17 protein-coding genes are annotated in these 16,271 nt (G+C 63.8%); 11 read left to right on the top strand and 6 right to left on the bottom strand.

All coding sequences use genetic code 11. The features are described from left to right. Positions 1-149: 149 nt before the first annotated feature. The 6 genes from exbB (at position 150) to ACJA3S_RS25430 (ending at position 6,862) form a co-directional block, all read left to right on the top strand. Complete coding sequence (exbB, locus tag ACJA3S_RS25405) at positions 150-1,112, top strand: tonB-system energizer ExbB (RefSeq protein ID WP_406820392.1); 963 nt, start codon at positions 150-152, stop codon at positions 1,110-1,112. Positions 1,113-1,115: 3 nt separating this feature from the next. Continuing rightward, positions 1,116-1,544 (top strand): TonB system transport protein ExbD, encoded by a 429-nt coding sequence (exbD, locus tag ACJA3S_RS25410; protein WP_406820393.1) that lies wholly within the window; start codon positions 1,116-1,118, stop codon positions 1,542-1,544. Continuing rightward, positions 1,541-2,278, top strand: coding sequence for an energy transducer TonB (locus ACJA3S_RS25415; protein ID WP_406820394.1), 738 nt, complete (start codon positions 1,541-1,543; stop codon positions 2,276-2,278). The genes exbD and ACJA3S_RS25415 overlap by 4 nt, the downstream gene beginning before the upstream one ends. 93 nt (positions 2,279-2,371) lie before the next feature. Then, complete coding sequence (locus ACJA3S_RS25420) at positions 2,372-3,298, top strand: hydrogen peroxide-inducible genes activator (protein WP_087500924.1); 927 nt, start codon at positions 2,372-2,374, stop codon at positions 3,296-3,298. A 3-nt stretch (positions 3,299-3,301) separates the two neighbouring features. Continuing rightward, on the top strand, positions 3,302-5,380 hold the full coding sequence (recG, locus tag ACJA3S_RS25425) for an ATP-dependent DNA helicase RecG (RefSeq protein ID WP_406820395.1): 2,079 nt from the start codon (positions 3,302-3,304) through the stop codon (positions 5,378-5,380). Between the two features lie 78 nt (positions 5,381-5,458). Next, positions 5,459-6,862: an HDOD domain-containing protein gene (locus tag ACJA3S_RS25430; RefSeq protein WP_406820396.1), complete on the top strand. Its 1,404-nt coding sequence runs from the start codon at positions 5,459-5,461 to the stop codon at positions 6,860-6,862. A 24-nt stretch (positions 6,863-6,886) separates the two neighbouring features. On the opposite strand, the gene ACJA3S_RS25435 is transcribed toward ACJA3S_RS25430, so the two are convergent. From ACJA3S_RS25435 to ACJA3S_RS25450, 4 genes are all read right to left on the bottom strand, one after another. Then, a complete protein-coding gene (locus tag ACJA3S_RS25435) occupies positions 6,887-7,255 on the bottom strand; it encodes an SCP2 sterol-binding domain-containing protein (RefSeq protein WP_406820397.1) in 369 nt (122 codons plus the stop codon). 148 nt (positions 7,256-7,403) lie between these two features. After that, positions 7,404-7,703, bottom strand: coding sequence for an HU family DNA-binding protein (locus tag ACJA3S_RS25440; RefSeq protein WP_114169522.1), 300 nt, complete (start codon positions 7,701-7,703; stop codon positions 7,404-7,406). A 187-nt stretch (positions 7,704-7,890) separates the two neighbouring features. Beyond that, complete coding sequence (locus ACJA3S_RS25445) at positions 7,891-9,039, bottom strand: NAD(P)/FAD-dependent oxidoreductase (RefSeq protein WP_406820398.1); 1,149 nt, start codon at positions 9,037-9,039, stop codon at positions 7,891-7,893. A gap of 16 nt (positions 9,040-9,055) precedes the next feature. Next, positions 9,056-9,223: a rubredoxin gene (locus ACJA3S_RS25450; protein WP_406820399.1), complete on the bottom strand. Its 168-nt coding sequence runs from the start codon at positions 9,221-9,223 to the stop codon at positions 9,056-9,058. Positions 9,224-9,449: 226 nt separating this feature from the next. Here ACJA3S_RS25450 and ACJA3S_RS25455 point away from each other — a divergent pair, with 226 nt between their 5' ends. Together ACJA3S_RS25455 and ubiA are read left to right on the top strand one after the other, a co-directional pair. After that, the gene (locus ACJA3S_RS25455; protein ID WP_406820400.1) at positions 9,450-10,007 is read left to right on the top strand and encodes a chorismate--pyruvate lyase family protein; all 558 of its coding nucleotides are present in this window, start codon (positions 9,450-9,452) and stop codon (positions 10,005-10,007) included. After that, a complete protein-coding gene (ubiA, locus tag ACJA3S_RS25460) occupies positions 10,007-10,897 on the top strand; it encodes a 4-hydroxybenzoate octaprenyltransferase (RefSeq protein ID WP_170033838.1) in 891 nt (296 codons plus the stop codon). Before ACJA3S_RS25455 ends, ubiA begins: the two co-directional genes overlap by 1 nt. 113 nt (positions 10,898-11,010) lie before the next feature. On the opposite strand, the gene ACJA3S_RS25465 is transcribed toward ubiA, so the two are convergent. Continuing rightward, positions 11,011-11,382: a hypothetical protein gene (locus ACJA3S_RS25465; RefSeq protein ID WP_406820402.1), complete on the bottom strand. Its 372-nt coding sequence runs from the start codon at positions 11,380-11,382 to the stop codon at positions 11,011-11,013. 171 nt (positions 11,383-11,553) lie between these two features. Between ACJA3S_RS25465 and phoB the strand changes: the two genes are divergently transcribed. From phoB to ACJA3S_RS25480, 3 genes are all read left to right on the top strand, one after another. Continuing rightward, the gene (phoB, locus tag ACJA3S_RS25470; RefSeq protein ID WP_003253341.1) at positions 11,554-12,243 is read left to right on the top strand and encodes a phosphate regulon transcriptional regulator PhoB; all 690 of its coding nucleotides are present in this window, start codon (positions 11,554-11,556) and stop codon (positions 12,241-12,243) included. A 30-nt stretch (positions 12,244-12,273) separates the two neighbouring features. Beyond that, complete coding sequence (gene phoR, locus ACJA3S_RS25475) at positions 12,274-13,599, top strand: phosphate regulon sensor histidine kinase PhoR (protein ID WP_406820403.1); 1,326 nt, start codon at positions 12,274-12,276, stop codon at positions 13,597-13,599. Positions 13,600-13,772: 173 nt separating this feature from the next. Beyond that, complete coding sequence (locus ACJA3S_RS25480; RefSeq protein WP_406820404.1) at positions 13,773-15,113, top strand: hemolysin family protein; 1,341 nt, start codon at positions 13,773-13,775, stop codon at positions 15,111-15,113. A gap of 114 nt (positions 15,114-15,227) precedes the next feature. Here the strand turns inward: ACJA3S_RS25480 and ACJA3S_RS25485 are convergent, their stop codons facing one another. Next, positions 15,228-16,124 carry a M23 family metallopeptidase gene (locus ACJA3S_RS25485; RefSeq protein WP_406820405.1) on the bottom strand — a complete coding sequence of 299 codons (897 nt, stop codon included), beginning with the start codon at positions 16,122-16,124 and terminating at the stop codon, positions 15,228-15,230. Between the last annotated feature and the right edge of the window lie 147 nt (positions 16,125-16,271).

Genomic DNA, 16,271 nt, shown 5'->3' on the forward strand with positions numbered 1-16,271 from the left:
ACACGATGGGTGACTAGACCATAGGCGAAAAAAGCAACAAGATTACTTTTGTTAACAAGAATTACTTGCAATAATGGCGGCCAAATTGTTCTCGGCCTACCTCGAGGCCTTGGAGAACGCTTACTTTTTCTTCATCAGGTCCGGCCAGCATGACACGTATTCAACCTTCCGCTTCGCCAACCCCGTCGCGCGCCTGGCGCGCCATCGCCGCGCTGACCCTCAGCCTGGTGCTGGCCCCGGTGGCCATGGCCGATGAGCCAACCGCCAACACCGCCGCGCCAGCTGCCGCCAGCGCACCCGCTGCTCCAGCCGCAGCGCCGACGGCCGACACCCCTACCGCCACTCCGGTTCAGGCCCCGACCGCGGCAGACCCGAGCGTCGAAGCCCTGGTTGAGGACACCTCGCTGGGCATGGCCCACGACCTGTCGCCTTGGGGCATGTACAAGAACGCCGATGTGGTGGTGAAAGCGGTCATGATCGGCCTGGCCATCGCCTCCATCATCACCTGGACCATCTGGATTGCCAAAGGCTTCGAGCTGATGGGTGCCAAGCGTCGCCTGCGTGGTGAAATCGCCCTGCTGAAGAAATCCGCCACCCTGAAAGAAGCCAGCGAACACTCCAACAAGGAGGGCACCCTGGCCCATACCCTGGTCCAGGATGCGCTTGAAGAGATGCGCCTGTCGGCCAATGCCCGGGAAAAGGAAGGCATCAAGGAACGGGTGAGCTTCCGCCTGGAGCGCCTGGTACACGCCAGCGGCCGTACCATGAGCAGCGGCACTGGTGTGCTCGCCACCATCGGCTCCACTGCGCCATTCGTCGGCCTGTTCGGTACCGTTTGGGGCATCATGAACAGCTTCATCGGCATCGCCAAGACCCAGACCACCAACCTGGCCGTGGTTGCCCCGGGCATCGCCGAAGCCCTGCTGGCCACCGCCCTGGGCCTGGTCGCGGCGATTCCGGCCGTGGTCATCTACAACGTCTTCGCCCGTTCCATCGCCGGCTACAAGGCCCAGGTGTCCGACGCCTCCGCCCAGGTGCTGCTGCTGGTCAGCCGTGACCTGGACCACCAGGGCAGCGAGCGCGCCGCCCCGCACATGGTGAAAGTGGGGTAAGCCATGGGCCTGCATCTCAACGAAGGTGGTGACGACCTGGTCGAGAACCACGAAATCAACGTTACGCCGTTCATCGACGTGATGCTGGTGCTGCTGATCATTTTCATGGTCGCAGCGCCCCTGGCCACGGTCGACATCAAGGTCGACCTGCCTGCCTCGACCGCCAAGCCGGCACCGCGGCCGGAAAAACCGGTGTTCGTCAGCGTCAAGGCCGACCAGAAGCTGTACGTCGGCGACGATCAGGTCCCAGCCCCCGACCAGCTTGGCCCGATGCTCGACGCCAAGACCAAGGGCGACAAGGACACCACCATCTTCTTCCAGGCTGACAAAGGCGTGGATTACGGTGACCTGATGGAAGTGATGAACAGCATGCGCGCGGCCGGCTACCTGAAAGTCGGCCTGGTAGGTCTCGAGACGGCAGCCAAGAAATGACGAAGACGCGGCACAATCTGGCGCGTTACGGCGGCAGCCTGGCCCTCGTGCTGGGTGTCCATGCCGTGGCTGTGCTGCTCACGCTCAACTGGTCGGTACCCGAGGCCATCGAGCTGCCCCCGGCAGCCATGATGGTCGAGCTGGCGCCGTTGCCGGAGCCTGCGCCACCGCCACCTCCGAAAGCAGCGCCGCAGCCGCCGGCACCGGTCGAGGAACCACCGCTGCCAAAGCTGGCCGAGGCTCCCAAACCGAAGATCGCCATTCCCAAGCCGCCCAAGCCGAAGGCCAAGCCGCAACCGCAGCCGCCCAAGCCCGAGAAAAAGCCTGAGCCGCCGAAGGAAGCCCCGCCGACCGAACAGACGGTGGATGCGCCGCCCAGCAACACGCCACCGCAGAAGTCCGCGGCGCCGACACCAAGCATTGCGGCCAACAGCAACGCCCTGCCAACCTGGCAGAGCGACCTGCTGCGCCACCTGGCCAAGTACAAGCGCTACCCGGAAGACGCGCGCCGGCGCGGCCTGCAGGGCATCAACCGCCTGCGCTTCGTGGTCGACGCCGAAGGCAAGGTGGTGTCGTACTCCATGGCCGGTGGCTCAGGCAGTGCCGCCCTGGACCGAGCGACCCTGGAAATGATCCGTCGGGCCGGCACGGTACCCAAGCCACCACCCGAGTTGCTGAACAACGGCACGATCGAAGTCGTGGCGCCGTTCGTCTACTCGCTGGACCGCCGCTGAGGCTTTGTTTCTGTCACAAATCGGCAACTCTGATAACGTGCGTCTATCGATTGCAGCCGCTATGCTGGGCTCGCAACTTCATGGACGCACGTTATGACCCTTACAGAATTACGCTACATCGTCACACTCGCCCAGGAACAGCACTTCGGCCACGCCGCCGAACGCTGCCATGTGAGCCAGCCGACCCTGTCGGTCGGTGTGAAGAAGCTCGAGGACGAGCTTGGCGTGCTGATCTTCGAGCGTAGCAAGAGCGCGGTACGCCTGACCCCGGTCGGCGAAAGCATCGTCGCCCAGGCGCAGAAGGTACTGGAACAGGCCCAGGGCATTCGCGAACTCGCCCAGGCTGGCAAGAACCAGCTGACTGCCCCGCTCAAGGTCGGTGCCATCTACACCGTCGGCCCGTACCTGTTCCCACACCTGATCCCGCAACTGCACCGCGTAGCGCCGCAGATGCCGCTGTACATCGAAGAAAACTTCACCCACGTGCTGCGCGAAAAACTGCGCAACGGCGAGCTGGACGCGGTGATCATCGCCCTGCCGTTCAACGAAGCCGATGTGCTGACCCTGCCGCTGTACGATGAGCCATTCTGCGCCCTGATGCCGGCCGACCACCCGTGGACAGCGAAAAAGACCATCGACACCGCCATGCTCAACGACAAGAGCCTGCTGCTGCTCGGTGAAGGCCACTGCTTCCGCGACCAGGTGCTGGAAGCCTGCCCGACCCTGAACAAGGGCGGCGAAGGGTCCAGGCACACCACGGTCGAGTCCAGCTCGCTGGAAACCATCCGCCACATGGTCGCCTCGGGCCTTGGCGTGTCGATCCTGCCCCTGTCGGCAGTGCACAGTCACCATTACGCCCCGGGTGTCATCGAGGTCCGCCCGCTGACCGCACCGGCGCCCTTCCGCACCGTGGCCATTGCCTGGCGCGCCAGCTTCCCGCGGCCGAAGGCCATCGAGATCCTCGCCGACTCGATCCGCCTCTGCTCGGTCGCCAAAGCCCCTGCGGAACAACCGGCCTGAGCCATGAGTGAGCTGTCGAAGGTCCCGGTCACGGTACTCAAGGGGGTTGGCGAGGCCATGGCAGAGAAACTCGCCAAGGTCGGCCTGGAAAACCTGCAGGACGTCCTGTTTCACCTGCCCCTGCGCTATCAGGACCGCACCCGCGTGGTGCCGATCGGCCAGCTACGCCCCGGCCAGGACGCAGTTATCGAGGGCGTGGTCAGCGGTGCCGACGTGACCATGGGCAAGCGCCGCAGCCTGGTGGTGCGCCTGGGTGACGGCAGCGGCGTGCTGAGCCTGCGTTTCTACCACTTCAGCAATGCGCAGAAGGAAGGCCTCAAGCGCGGCACTCACCTGCGTTGCTATGGCGAAGCCCGCCCCGGCGCCTCGGGCCTGGAAATCTACCACCCGGAGTACCGCGCGCTGAATGGCGACGAGCCGCCGCCACCGGTGGAGCAGACCCTGACGCCGATCTACCCGTCCACCGAGGGCCTTACCCAGCAGCGCCTGCGCCTGCTGTGCCAGCAAAGCCTGGCCCTGCTCGGCCCACGCAGCCTGCCGGACTGGCTGCCCGCCGAACTGGCCCGCGACTACCAGCTGGCCCCGCTGGACGATGCCATCCGCTACCTGCACAACCCACCGGCCGACGCCGACCTCGACGAGCTTGCCGAAGGCCAGCATTGGGCCCAGCACCGCCTGGCCTTCGAAGAGCTGCTGACCCACCAGCTGTCGCAGCAGCGCCTGCGCGAGAGCCTGCGCAGCCTGCGCGCGCCGGTACTGCCCAAGGCCCGGCGCCTGCAGGCGCAATACCTGGCCAACCTGGGCTTCCAGCCGACCGGCGCGCAGCAGCGGGTAGCCAACGAAATCGCCTATGACCTCAGCCAGCACGAGCCGATGATGCGCCTGGTGCAGGGTGATGTCGGCGCTGGCAAGACCGTGGTCGCCGCGCTGGCCGCCCTGCAGGCGCTGGAAGCCGGTTACCAGGTGGCGCTGATGGCGCCCACCGAGATTCTCGCCGAACAGCACTACATCACTTTCAAGCGCTGGCTCGAGCCGCTAGGCATCGAAGTGGCCTGGCTGGCCGGCAAGCTCAAGGGCAAGGCCCGCGCCAGCGCCCTGGAGCAGATCGCCAACGGTGCACCGATGGTGGTCGGCACCCATGCGCTGTTCCAGGACGAGGTGAGGTTCAAGCACCTGGCCCTGGCGATCATCGACGAACAGCACCGGTTTGGCGTACAGCAACGCCTGGCCCTGCGCAAGAAAGGCGTGGCCGGCGAACTGTGCCCGCACCAGCTGATCATGACCGCCACGCCTATCCCTCGGACCCTGGCCATGAGCGCCTATGCCGACCTGGATACATCGGTACTCGATGAACTGCCGCCGGGGCGTACCCCGGTGAACACCGTGCTGGTGGCCGACAGCCGCCGTTTCGAAGTGGTCGAGCGGGTGCGTGCCGCCTGTGCCGAAGGGCGCCAGGCCTATTGGGTGTGCACCCTGATCGAAGAGTCCGAGGAACTGACCTGCCAGGCCGCCGAAAGCACTTACGAGGAGCTGGGCAGCGCCCTGGGCGAGCTGCGCGTGGGGCTTATCCACGGGCGCATGAAGCCGGCGGAAAAGGCCGAGGTCATGGCCGAGTTCAAGGCCGGCAACCTGCAACTGCTGGTTGCCACCACAGTCATCGAGGTTGGCGTGGACGTGCCCAACGCCAGCCTGATGATCATCGAGAACCCCGAGCGCCTGGGCCTGGCCCAGTTGCACCAGCTGCGCGGCCGGGTTGGCCGGGGCAGTGCCGTCAGCCATTGCGTGCTGCTGTATCACCCGCCACTGTCGCAGATCGGCCGCGAGCGCCTGGGCATCATGCGGGAAACCAACGATGGCTTCATCATTGCCGAGAAAGATCTCGAGCTACGCGGCCCGGGCGAGATGCTCGGTACCCGCCAGACCGGCCTGCTGCAGTTCAAGGTCGCCGACCTGATGCGCGATGCCGACCTGTTACCGGCTGTGCGTGACGCTGCCCAGGCCCTGCTTGCACGTTGGCCGGACCACGTCAGCCCACTGCTGGACCGCTGGCTCCGCCACGGCCAGCAATATGGCCAAGTGTGACGATGGTTCCACAATGGATCCAGATTTGTCCCAAGGCTGGTTATACTTCGCGTTTAAAGGAATCAGTGGATACGGACCATGACTGAAGTCGCCCTGGACACCGCAACCCCACATGCACCCTCCGTCATCAGGCTGCTGCTGGAAAAGCTCGGCGTGGCCTACCGTGAGGTAGTGGAGCATCCGCAACTGCCGGCGGCGTCAAGGGTACAGGCCGTGTTGCTCGATGACGAAATCGGCGCCTTGCTGGTACTGTTCCCGCAGAGTCAGCTGCTGGACCTCAATCGCCTGGCCGAACTGACCGGGCGCCAGCTTACCGCCGTGTCGATGGCACGCCTGAAGCAGATGCTCGACAAGCACCAGCTCAAGGCCCTGCCGGGTATCCCGGCATTGACCAGTTCACCGTGCCAGTACGAAAAGAGCCTGCTCGACGCTGAACGCGTGTATATCCAGTCCGGCGAGACCGGGCTGTTGCTGGAAATCGAGCACGCGCACTTCAAGCGCATGCTGGCCAAGGCCAGCGCCAGCAGCTTCGGCATCGAGGTCAAGGCCATCAGCCCCAATCTCGATCGCCCGCATGACGACACCCGGGAAATCAGCCAGGCAGTGCAGGCTTTCACCGCCAGACGCATTCAGAAACGCCTGGAAGAAACCATCGAAATCCCGCCTTTGGCCGACACCGCGCAAAAGATCATCAAGCTGCGGGTAGACCCCAACGCCAGCATCGACGACATCACCGGGGTGGTCGAAACCGACCCGGCGCTGGCAGCGCAGGTGGTGAGCTGGGCGGCATCGCCCTACTACGGCTCGACCCACAAGATTCGCTCGGTGGAAGATGCCATCGTGCGCGTGCTGGGCTTCGACCTGGTGATCAACCTGGCCCTGGGCCTGGCGCTGGGCAAGACCCTGAGCCTGCCGAAAGACCATCCGCAACAGGCCACGCCGTACTGGCAGCAGTCAATCTACACCGCGGCGGTCATCGATGGCCTGACCCGTGCCATGCCGCGAGCTGAACGCCCGGAGGCGGGCCTGACCTACCTGGCCGGGTTGCTGCACAATTTTGGCTACTTGCTGCTGGCCCATGTGTTCCCACCCCACTTTTCGCTGATCTGCCGCCACCTGGAGGTCAACCCGCATCTGTGCCACACCTATGTCGAACAACACCTGCTGGGCATCAGCCGCGAACAGATCGGTGCCTGGCTGATGAAGCTATGGGACATGCCGGAAGAGTTGGCGGCCGCGCTGCGCTTCCAGCACGACCCGACCTATGATGGCGAGTATTCGGCGTTCCCCAACCTGGTCTGCCTGACCACCCGCCTGCTGCGCGCACGGGGAATCGGCACGGGGCCGCAGGAGGAGATTCCCGAGGAGCTGCTGGAGCGCCTGGGCATTACCCGCGACAAGGCCGAGGAAGTCGTGAACAAGGTGCTCGAGGCCGAGAACCTGTTGCGTGAACTGGCTTCGCAGTTCCACGCACCGCATTAAGGCCATGGGGGCCGCTTTGCGGCCCTACTTCTTCGGCTTCAGGTATTTCATCAACCCCTGGAACCACATCACCAACGCCGGATTGCCCTTGATCTGGATGTGCTTGTCCTGAATCCCCTGCATGAACGCCAGCTGCTTGTTGCTCGCCTGCATCGTGGCAAAGCCGTAGGCGGCGTCCTTGAAAGCAATGGCGAAGGCCGGCTGCGGGTGGGCACCGCCCTTGCTGCTGATGCGCTCGTTGCTGACGATGAAGTGTCGGGCGACCTGGCCGTCCAGGGTCTGCATCTGGAACACCAGGTCCTTGCCCTTGAGCTGCTGCTGGAATGCCGGGTTGTTACGGCTGGCCCGGGCCATCAACCATCCCATGGCCCAGAGAAGAAAGCGAAACTTCATCAACGCGCCTCGAACTAAAAGTGACTAAAGCGAGCAGTTTATCCTTCTCCCGAACGATTTATACAAGTTCGAAACATTTTGCCTGCAGAAAGCATAACGGGCGCCTTGGCGGCGCCCGTTTGGCTGGCATTGCGTCATCTGGACGCGATTACTTGCCTTTCTTGGCCGGCTTGGCGGGTACGTTGACACTGTCGCGCAGGTTCTTGCCTGGCTTGAAGGCTACGGTATTGCTGGCCTTGATCTTTACCGGCTCGCCGGTTTGCGGGTTCTTGCCGGTACGCGCGCCACGATGACGTTTTTCGAAGGTGCCGAAGCCGACCAGGGTCACGGTGTCCTTGTCCAGGGCACCGGTGATGCTGTCGAGAATCGCGTTCAACACCTGATTGGCCTTTTCCTTGGTCAGATCGGCCTTTTCGGCGATGACGGCGGCGAGTTCTGGTTTGCGCATAGTGAAGCCTCTTTGACGGAATTCTTGTTGTTATGCCGTGCTGCCTCTGGGAGCAGCGCTCAAGGCACCGCAGGCTCTAATCTGCGGCAGACGGGAGTGAGGATGGCACGTGCACCGGGGCCGCGCCAGTATCTGGGCGGCCATTGTGCAGGCAACAACAGGATAAATCCGACAGAACACCAGCTATTTATGCCATCACGGCTGGCAACTGGCGATTCAGCGCCAGCTTCTCCATCACCGCTGCCCCGGTGAGGGCGTAGCCCAGCAGCTTGCCGTCGGCATCGAGGCAGAGCACCTTGAGGTCGCTGCCCTGCCCCTCGACTTGCCAGGTACCTTCGTGGCCCTGCGGTGGCGGCGAGACCACCAGGGGGCAGGCCGGGGTTTTCACGGTCACCGGCATCGGCCCATAGGCGACGGTCGTCGGGTTACCGGCCAGGGTTTGCGCCAAGGCGCGGGCACAGCTCATCAGCGGCATGACGTAAAGCAGATTGATGCCATCCACCTCGGCACAGTCGCCAAGGGCAAAGATATTGGCATGCGAGGTGCGCAACTGGCGATCCACGCTGATGCCGCGGTTGGTCTGCAGGCCAGCGGCGGCGGCCAGATCGGTGCGCGGGCGCAGGCCGATGGCCGAGACCACCAGGTCGCAGGCGATCACGCTGCCGTCGGACAAGTGCGCCGCCAGGCCCTGGCCCACCTTTTCAAGACGGGCCAGCACAGGGCCCAGGTGGAAACGTACGCCCAAGCCTTCCAGCCCGGCCTGCACCGCCGTCGCCGCAGCGGGATGCAGCAGGGTAGGCATGACCTGTTCGCACGGTGCCACTACGTCGACCTGGAAGCCGCCCAGGCTCATGTCGTTGGCGAATTCGCAGCCGATCAGGCCGGCACCCAGAATCAGCACGCGCCGCTTGCCACAGGCGGCGGCGCGAAAACGGGCGTAGTCTTCCAGGTCGTTGATCGGGAACACCAGGTCGCCGCCATCGCCGTCGATGGGGGCTTGTACCGTCTGGGCGCCCAAGGCCAGCACCAGGTCGCGATACTCCACCGCTTCCTCTCCAACCCACAGGCGCTTGTGGCCAGGGTCGATGCCGCTGATACGCGTATGGGTACGGATTTCCGCATTCAGTTGTTCGGCCATGGCTCCCGGTTCGGCCATGCACAGGCCATCGGCGTCCTTGTGCTTGGCGAAGCCAGTGGAGAGCATGGGCTTGGAGTAGGAACGACCGTCATCGGCGGTGATCAGCAGCAACGGTGTCTGCGCATCGAGCTTGCGAAATTCGCGGGCCAGGTTGTAGCCCGCCAGGCCGGTACCGATGATTACCACAGGGGACGTCATGTCGTGCGTTCCTCGATTAGTCGATGGAGATCATTTCAAAGTCGCTCTTGCCGACACCGCAGTCGGGGCAAAGCCAGTCTTCCGGTACATCTTGCCAACGGGTGCCGGGGGCGATGCCGTCGTCGGGCCAGCCTTCGGCCTCGTCGTAGATCAGGCCGCAGACAATACATTGCCACTTTTTCATCAGGTCGTTTTCCTCGGTTCGGGCTGGGGCTTACTGTTCTGCTGAGGGCCTCTTCGCGGATAAATCCGCTCCTACAGCGGCCGGGTAGCCGGTAGGGACGGGTTCACCGGCGAAGAACCAGTGCGCAATTGGTGGGGGCTTTGTATCGGCCTTGCCAGCAGTATGCAAGCAGTCGGGGCAATCATGCTAAGCTCGCCGCCTCTCTGGATGTAACAAGCAGACCGACGTGTCGTACGAATCCCCGCAAGCAGCCGCTGTCGCGTGGCTGCCGTATTCACAGCTGGCGACCGGCATCGACCAGCCCACCCTGGACTGGCTGTTCGACGAAGGCTCCCTGACCCGCCGCCTGACCCGCCTGTCCGACGACCACTTCAGCGTCACGCCACTGTTCGAAGGCTGGCAGCCGCTGCGCGATGACGAATGCCAGGCCCTGGGCATCGCCGCGGGCGCCGAAGGCTGGGTGCGCGAGGTATACCTGCGTGGCCACGGCCAACCCTGGGTGTTCGCCCGCAGCGTCGCCAGCCGCACAGCCCTGGAACTTGGCGGGCTGGACCTGGAAACCCTGGGCAGCCGCTCGCTGGGCGAGTTGCTGTTCTGCGACCAGGCGTTCATCCGCCACCCCATCGAGGTGTGCAGTTACCCACAGGCCTGGTTGCCTGGCGAAGCCGCCCATACGGCGCTATGGGGCCGCCGCTCACGCTTTGAACGTGGCGGCCTGGACCTGCTGGTGGCAGAAGTGTTCCTGCCAGCCCTGTGGCAAGCGGCCAAGGAGGAGACCCGCTGATGTACCTGCAACTGCTCAAGTCGCTCAACCGCTTGCACCCGCGGGCCTGGGACTTCATCCAGCTCAGCCGCATGGACCGGCCGATCGGGATCTACCTGCTGCTGTGGCCAACCTTGTCGGCGGTATGGATTGCCGGCAACGGCTCACCAACCGTGGCCAACGTGCTGATCTTCGGCCTCGGCGTGGTGCTCATGCGCGCCGCAGGCTGCTGCATCAACGACTTTGCCGACCGCAAGGTGGACGGCCACGTCAAACGCACCGCCGACCGCCCCCTGGCCAGTGGTCGGGTCCGTCCGCGCGAGGCGCTGGCGCTGTTCGCCATCCTGGTCGGGGTGAGTTTCCTGCTGGTGTTGTGCACCAACAGCCGCACGGTGTGGCTATCGTTCGGCGCGGTGGCGCTGGCGTTCTGCTACCCATTCATGAAGCGCTACACCTACTACCCACAGGTGGTACTGGGGGCGGCCTATTCCTGGGGCATTCCCATGGCCTTCACCGCAGCCGGTGGCGAACTGCCGGCCAGTGCCTGGCTGTTGTACATCGCCAATCTGCTGTGGACGGTGGGTTACGACACCTACTACGCCATGGTCGACCGCGATGACGACCTGAAGATTGGCGTGAAGTCGACCGCGATCCTGTTCGGCGACGCCGACCGCACCATCATCCTGACCTTGCAGTTGCTGTCGCTGGGCTGCCTGCTGCTGGCGGGTAACCGCTTCGAGCTGGGCGGCTGGTTCCACCTCGGCCTGTTGGGCGCGGCGGCGTGCTTTGCCTGGGAGTACTGGTCGACGCGCAAGCTGGACCGGGAGTCATGCTTCAAGGCGTTCCTGCACAACCACTGGGCGGGGATGCTGGTGTTTATCGGGGTGGTGCTGGATTACGCATTGCGCTGAGGGTTCTGGGGCTGCTTAGCAGCCCTTTCGCGACACAAGGCGGCTCCTACAGGGGACCGCGCACTCCTGAGCGGCCTTGCGTCGCGATCGGCCGCACAGCGGCCCTGGCTATCTCAAGGCTTGGCGACGTGCCAGACGTCCTTGACGCCGTCACCGGTCATGTCCCCGGCCTTCTTGTCCTTGATGAAGGTATACAGCGGCTTGCCATCGTAGGCCCACTGCTTGGAACCATCATCGCGCATCACCACGGTCCACTTGCCCTCGGCCGGTTCGTCAGTGGCCTTGACCATCAGCGGCGGCCAGTTGCTGGCACAACCGTCATTGCACATCGACTTGCCGCCCGTATCCTTGTCGAAGGTATACAAGGTCATGCCGGCAGCGTCGACCAGCATGCCTCCCTTCTCCTTCGCATGCTCGGCCGAGGCCACCCCCGGTAGCGCCAGCGCAGTGAAAAGGGCCATCCAGCTCAGCGTATGTCGTGTCATTGGATTCACCATCGTTTCGGGGGATTGAGTTCGGGCTGCGGCAAAAACAGCCCTTTCAAGCCTAGTTGAGTCACGGAATGTCGCCAGAACGGCCAACAGCCTGTCACACAGCTGCAATAATTCCGTTATCTAATGCGGGCCAAGACATCGTATCCAGGAGAGGTTTTGAGCATGGTTGGCAGGAACATACTGATCGTCGACGACGAAGCGCCCATTCGCGAGATGATCGCCGTTGCCCTGGAAATGGCCGGCTATGACTGCCTGGAAGCAGAAAACTCCCAACAGGCCCATGCGATCATCGTCGACCGCAAGCCGGACCTGATCCTGCTCGACTGGATGCTGCCGGGCACTTCCGGCATCGAGCTGGCCCGCCGCCTCAAGCGCGACGAGCTGACCGGCGATATTCCAATCATCATGCTCACCGCCAAGGGCGAAGAGGACAACAAGATCCAAGGCCTGGAGGTGGGTGCTGACGACTACATCACCAAGCCCTTCTCGCCACGCGAACTGGTTGCGCGCCTGAAAGCCGTGCTGCGCCGCACCGGCCCCAGCGACAGCGAGGCACCGATCGAAGTCGGCGGCCTGCTGCTCGACCCGATCAGCCACCGCGTGACCATCGACGGCAAGCCGGCCGAGATGGGCCCTACCGAATACCGCCTGCTGCAGTTCTTCATGACCCACCAGGAGCGCGCCTATACCCGTGGCCAACTGCTCGACCAGGTATGGGGCGGCAACGTCTATGTCGAGGAGCGCACCGTCGACGTGCACATCCGCCGCCTGCGCAAGGCATTGGGTGAAGCCTACGAAAATCTGGTACAAACCGTCCGGGGCACCGGCTACCGCTTCTCGACCAAGAGCTGATCGAGTTCAAAAGCGCCAAGCTGCACGTCGTTGTACAAGGACAGTCAATTGAACCAGAACTGGCACGCCACCCTGATCCGCCACCTGCTGCTGCTGATTACGGTCTGCCTCATCGGCGGGCTGGCCAGCGGCTATTATGGCTGGAGCCTGGCCATCGGCCTGGCGCTCTACCTGGGCTGGACCCTCAAGCAACTGCTGCGCCTGCACGACTGGCTGCGCAACCATCAACCCGATGAAGCACCACCCGATGGCTACGGCCTGTGGGGCGAGGTGTTCGACAGCATCTACCACCTGCAACGCCGCGACCAGCGCGTGCGTGGCCGCCTGCAGGCGGTGATCGACCGGGTGCAGGAGTCCACCGCTGCGCTGCGTGATGCGGTGATCATGCTCGACAGCGACGGCAACCTCGAATGGTGGAACCGCGCCGCCGAGACCTTGCTGGGCTTCAAGACGCCGCAGGACGGCGGCCAGCAAGTCACCAACCTGGTCCGCCACCCGCGCTTCAAGGAATATTTCGAGGCGGAAAACTACCTCGAACCGCTGGAAATCCCCTCGCCGATCAACGACCGTATGCGCTTGCAGCTGCATATCACCCGCTACGGCAACAACGAACACCTGATGCTGGTGCGCGACGTGACCCGCATCCACCAGCTGGAACAGATGCGCAAGGACTTCGTCGCCAACGTGTCCCACGAGCTGCGCACGCCGCTGACGGTAATCACCGGCTACCTGGAAACCCTGCTCGACAACGTCGAAGACGTGAACCCGCGCTGGAGCCGCGCCCTGCAGCAGATGAGCCAGCAGGGTTCGCGCATGCAGACCCTGCTCAACGACCTGCTGCTGCTGGCCAAACTCGAGGCCACCGACTACCCGTCGGACAACCAGCCGGTGGCGGTCGATGCCTTGCTTGCGGCGATCAAGAACGACGCCCAGGCCCTGTCCGGGCCGCGCAACCAGCGCATTACCCTCGAAGCGGCGCCTGGGGTGAAGCTCAAGGGCAGTGAGTCGGAGCTGCGCAGTGCCTTCTCCAACCTGGTATTCAACGCGGTGAAGTACACCCAGGACGAGGGCAGCATCCGTATCCGCTGGTGGGCCGACGCCCAGGGCGCGCACCTGTCGGTGCAGGACTCGGGGGTAGGGATCGATGCCAAGCACCTGCCGCGCCTGACCGAACGCTTCTACCGGGTCGACTCCAGCCGCGCATCGAATACCGGTGGCACCGGGCTGGGGCTGGCGATCGTCAAGCATGTGTTGATGCGCCACCGCGGCAGGCTGGAGATCAGCAGCGTGCCGGGGCATGGCAGCACCTTTACCTGTCATTTTGCCCCGGCACAATTGGCTGGCGGCAAGGGCTGAAACCGCCGCTGCAACGCAGCCCTTGGCGGGCGCGCCCGCCGTCTCAGCGGCCGCGACCAGACCATCACCCTTTGCTTTTGCCGCCCCAGCCGCTACATTGGACCCCCTGTGCCAGCTGGAGCTGGCACTTTTTTTCTCTCGATCTCAAAGACGGAACCCGTAAAAACTCCATCATGGACCCTTCCCCTGGTATCAGCCTCACCTCGTTATTCGCAGATTTCGGCATGATCATCTTTGCCTTGCTGCTGGTGCTGCTCAACGGTTTCTTCGTTGCCGCCGAATTCGCCATGGTCAAGCTGCGGGCCACCCGCGTCGAGTCCATCGCCGAGCTGCATGGCTGGCGCGGCAACATCCTGCGCAAGGTACACAACCAGCTCGATGCCTACCTGTCGGCCTGCCAGCTCGGCATCACCCTCGCCTCCCTCGGCCTGGGCTGGGTCGGTGAGCCAGCCTTCGCCCACCTGCTGGAGCCACTGCTGGCCTACCTGGGCGTCGACACGCCCGAGCTGATCAAGGCCATCTCGTTCTTCGTCGCCTTCTTCGTCATCTCGTACCTGCACATCGTGGTCGGCGAGCTGGCGCCCAAGTCCTGGGCTATCCGCAAGCCAGAGCTGCTGTCGCTGTGGACTGCCGTGCCGCTGTACCTGTTCTACTGGGCCATGTACCCAGCCATCTACCTGCTCAATGCCAGCGCCAACGCCATCTTGCGCATCGCCGGCCAGGGTGAACCCGGCCCGCACCACGAGCACCATTACAGCCGTGAGGAACTCAAGCTGATCCTGCACTCCAGCCGTGGCCAGGACCCGAGCGACCAGGGTATGCGCGTATTGGCCTCGGCGGTGGAAATGGGCGAGCTGGAGGTCGTCGACTGGGCCAACTCGCGCGAGGACATGGTCAGCATCGACGCCCATGCGCCGTTGAAGCAGATCCTGGCACTGGTGCGTCGCCACAAATTCAGCCGCTACCCGGTGTACGACGCCGAGCGCGAGGAGTTCACCGGCCTGCTGCACATCAAGGACTTGCTGCTGGAGTTGGCAGAACTCGAGCACCTGCCCGAAACCATCGACCTGGACGACCTCGCCCGGCCGCTGGAGCGCGTATCGCGGCACATGCCCCTGGCCCAGTTGCTGGAGCAGTTCCGCAAGGGCGGCGCGCATTTCGTGCTGGTCGAGGAAGCCGATGGCAAGGTGATCGGTTACCTGACCATGGAAGACGTGCTGGAAGTGCTGGTAGGCGACATCCAGGACGAGCACCGCAAGGCCGAACGCGGCATTCTCGCCTACCAGCCGGGCAAGCTGCTGGTACGCGGCGACACGCCGCTGTTCAAGGTCGAGCGCCTGCTGAGCATCGACCTTGACCACATCGAGGCAGAAACGTTGGCCGGGCTGGTCTATGAGACGCTCAAGCGCGTGCCTGAAGAAGAAGAAGTGCTGGAGGTCGAAGGGCTGCGCATCATCATCAAGAAGATGAAAGGGCCGAAGATCGTGCTGGCCAAGGTGCTGAAGCTGGATTAGATGCCTATGGGGCTGCTGCGCAGCCCATCGCGACACAAGGCCGCTCCTGCAGAAGACCGCGTGCCCCCGTAGCGGCCTTGTGTCGCGATGGCCTGCGAAGCAGGCCCGGCAACCTCAAGGGTTGCCCGCGGTGAAGTCCGGTAACCCGTTGATCGGCCTGTCGAACTGATACGGTATCGACTCAAGCGCCAACCCCACATTGCGCTGCACCACGAAATGCAGGTGCGGCCCGGTACTGTTGCCCGTGTTGCCCGACTTGGCCAGCATCTGCCCCTGCCGCACCCGCTGCCCTTCCGTGACTACCACCGAACCGCGCATCAGGTGCAGGTAGACACCCATGGTGCCGTCCGGGTGCAGAATCCGCACGAAATTGCCCGACGGGTTCGGCCCGCGCCCGCTCTGGCGGTTCTCGGTCTTCACCACTACCCCTTCCCGCGCCGCAATGATGGTAGTGCCTTCGGGCATGGCGATGTCCATGGCATAACGCCCTTTCGGCCCAAAATGGCTGACCCGGCCATTGGGGCCCTGAGTCACACGGAACGGCCCGCCCACCCAAGGGAAGGCATAGCGAAAGCCCTGGGGCCGCCTGCCCGGGTCGCCCATGGCCTGCAGCAGGGTTGAGCGATAGTTCAGCAACATGCCAGGCCGCCCATGGAGCACGCTGAGCATCTGCGTGCTATGCGGGGGCAACAACCGGCGCACGATACGCGGTGCATTGCCGCCCTGGGCATTTACCAGGTTGTCCAGCCGCAACTCCACTTCTACCGGCACATGCAATTGGTTGCGGGCCGAGAAGCTGACGCCACCGTCGAAGGTTATCGCGTTCAACTGCACCTGGCCTTCGTGCATTTCGACCATCGGCACGCGCTGCACCAGGGGTTTGGCACGGGGACCAGGCCGATCGGTATAGGAGGTTACACGGCCATCATCGTTGATCGTGTAGGTAGTCATGCCCAGGCTGGACGCCGAAGCCATGAGCAGTGCACAGAACAGCAGCAGGCGGGCAGGCATGATGGTGGCTTTTTGACAGTTATGGTCTGTCGAAGACTAGCAGCCAGTTTTACGGCGGGTATGACAGTTGGTCGGATGACACAACGGCTGTGCAGGCGTTTTGTAGCAGCGCCCTTGTATCGCGAAGGGCTGCAAGGCAGCCCTGGG

The organism is Pseudomonas sp. KnCO4, from assembly GCF_045344305.1.
Lineage (GTDB): Bacteria > Pseudomonadota > Gammaproteobacteria > Pseudomonadales > Pseudomonadaceae > Aquipseudomonas > Aquipseudomonas anuradhapurensis.

Excerpts from the sequence above, each read along its gene's own strand:
- exbB (WP_406820392.1), top strand. The coding sequence starts at position 150 with ATGACACGTATTCAACCTTCCGCTTCGCCAACCCCGTCGCGCGCCTGG.
- exbD (WP_406820393.1), top strand. The coding sequence starts at position 1,116 with ATGGGCCTGCATCTCAACGAAGGTGGTGACGACCTGGTCGAGAACCAC.
- ACJA3S_RS25415 (WP_406820394.1), top strand. The coding sequence starts at position 1,541 with ATGACGAAGACGCGGCACAATCTGGCGCGTTACGGCGGCAGCCTGGCC.
- ACJA3S_RS25420 (WP_087500924.1), top strand. The coding sequence starts at position 2,372 with ATGACCCTTACAGAATTACGCTACATCGTCACACTCGCCCAGGAACAG.
- recG (WP_406820395.1), top strand. The coding sequence starts at position 3,302 with ATGAGTGAGCTGTCGAAGGTCCCGGTCACGGTACTCAAGGGGGTTGGC.
- ACJA3S_RS25430 (WP_406820396.1), top strand. The coding sequence starts at position 5,459 with ATGACTGAAGTCGCCCTGGACACCGCAACCCCACATGCACCCTCCGTC.
- ACJA3S_RS25435 (WP_406820397.1), bottom strand. The coding sequence starts at position 7,255 with ATGAAGTTTCGCTTTCTTCTCTGGGCCATGGGATGGTTGATGGCCCGG.
- ACJA3S_RS25440 (WP_114169522.1), bottom strand. The coding sequence starts at position 7,703 with ATGCGCAAACCAGAACTCGCCGCCGTCATCGCCGAAAAGGCCGATCTG.
- ACJA3S_RS25445 (WP_406820398.1), bottom strand. The coding sequence starts at position 9,039 with ATGACGTCCCCTGTGGTAATCATCGGTACCGGCCTGGCGGGCTACAAC.
- ACJA3S_RS25450 (WP_406820399.1), bottom strand. The coding sequence starts at position 9,223 with ATGAAAAAGTGGCAATGTATTGTCTGCGGCCTGATCTACGACGAGGCC.
- ubiA (WP_170033838.1), top strand. The coding sequence starts at position 10,007 with ATGTACCTGCAACTGCTCAAGTCGCTCAACCGCTTGCACCCGCGGGCC.
- ACJA3S_RS25465 (WP_406820402.1), bottom strand. The coding sequence starts at position 11,382 with ATGACACGACATACGCTGAGCTGGATGGCCCTTTTCACTGCGCTGGCG.
- phoB (WP_003253341.1), top strand. The coding sequence starts at position 11,554 with ATGGTTGGCAGGAACATACTGATCGTCGACGACGAAGCGCCCATTCGC.
- ACJA3S_RS25480 (WP_406820404.1), top strand. The coding sequence starts at position 13,773 with ATGGACCCTTCCCCTGGTATCAGCCTCACCTCGTTATTCGCAGATTTC.
- ACJA3S_RS25485 (WP_406820405.1), bottom strand. The coding sequence starts at position 16,124 with ATGCCTGCCCGCCTGCTGCTGTTCTGTGCACTGCTCATGGCTTCGGCG.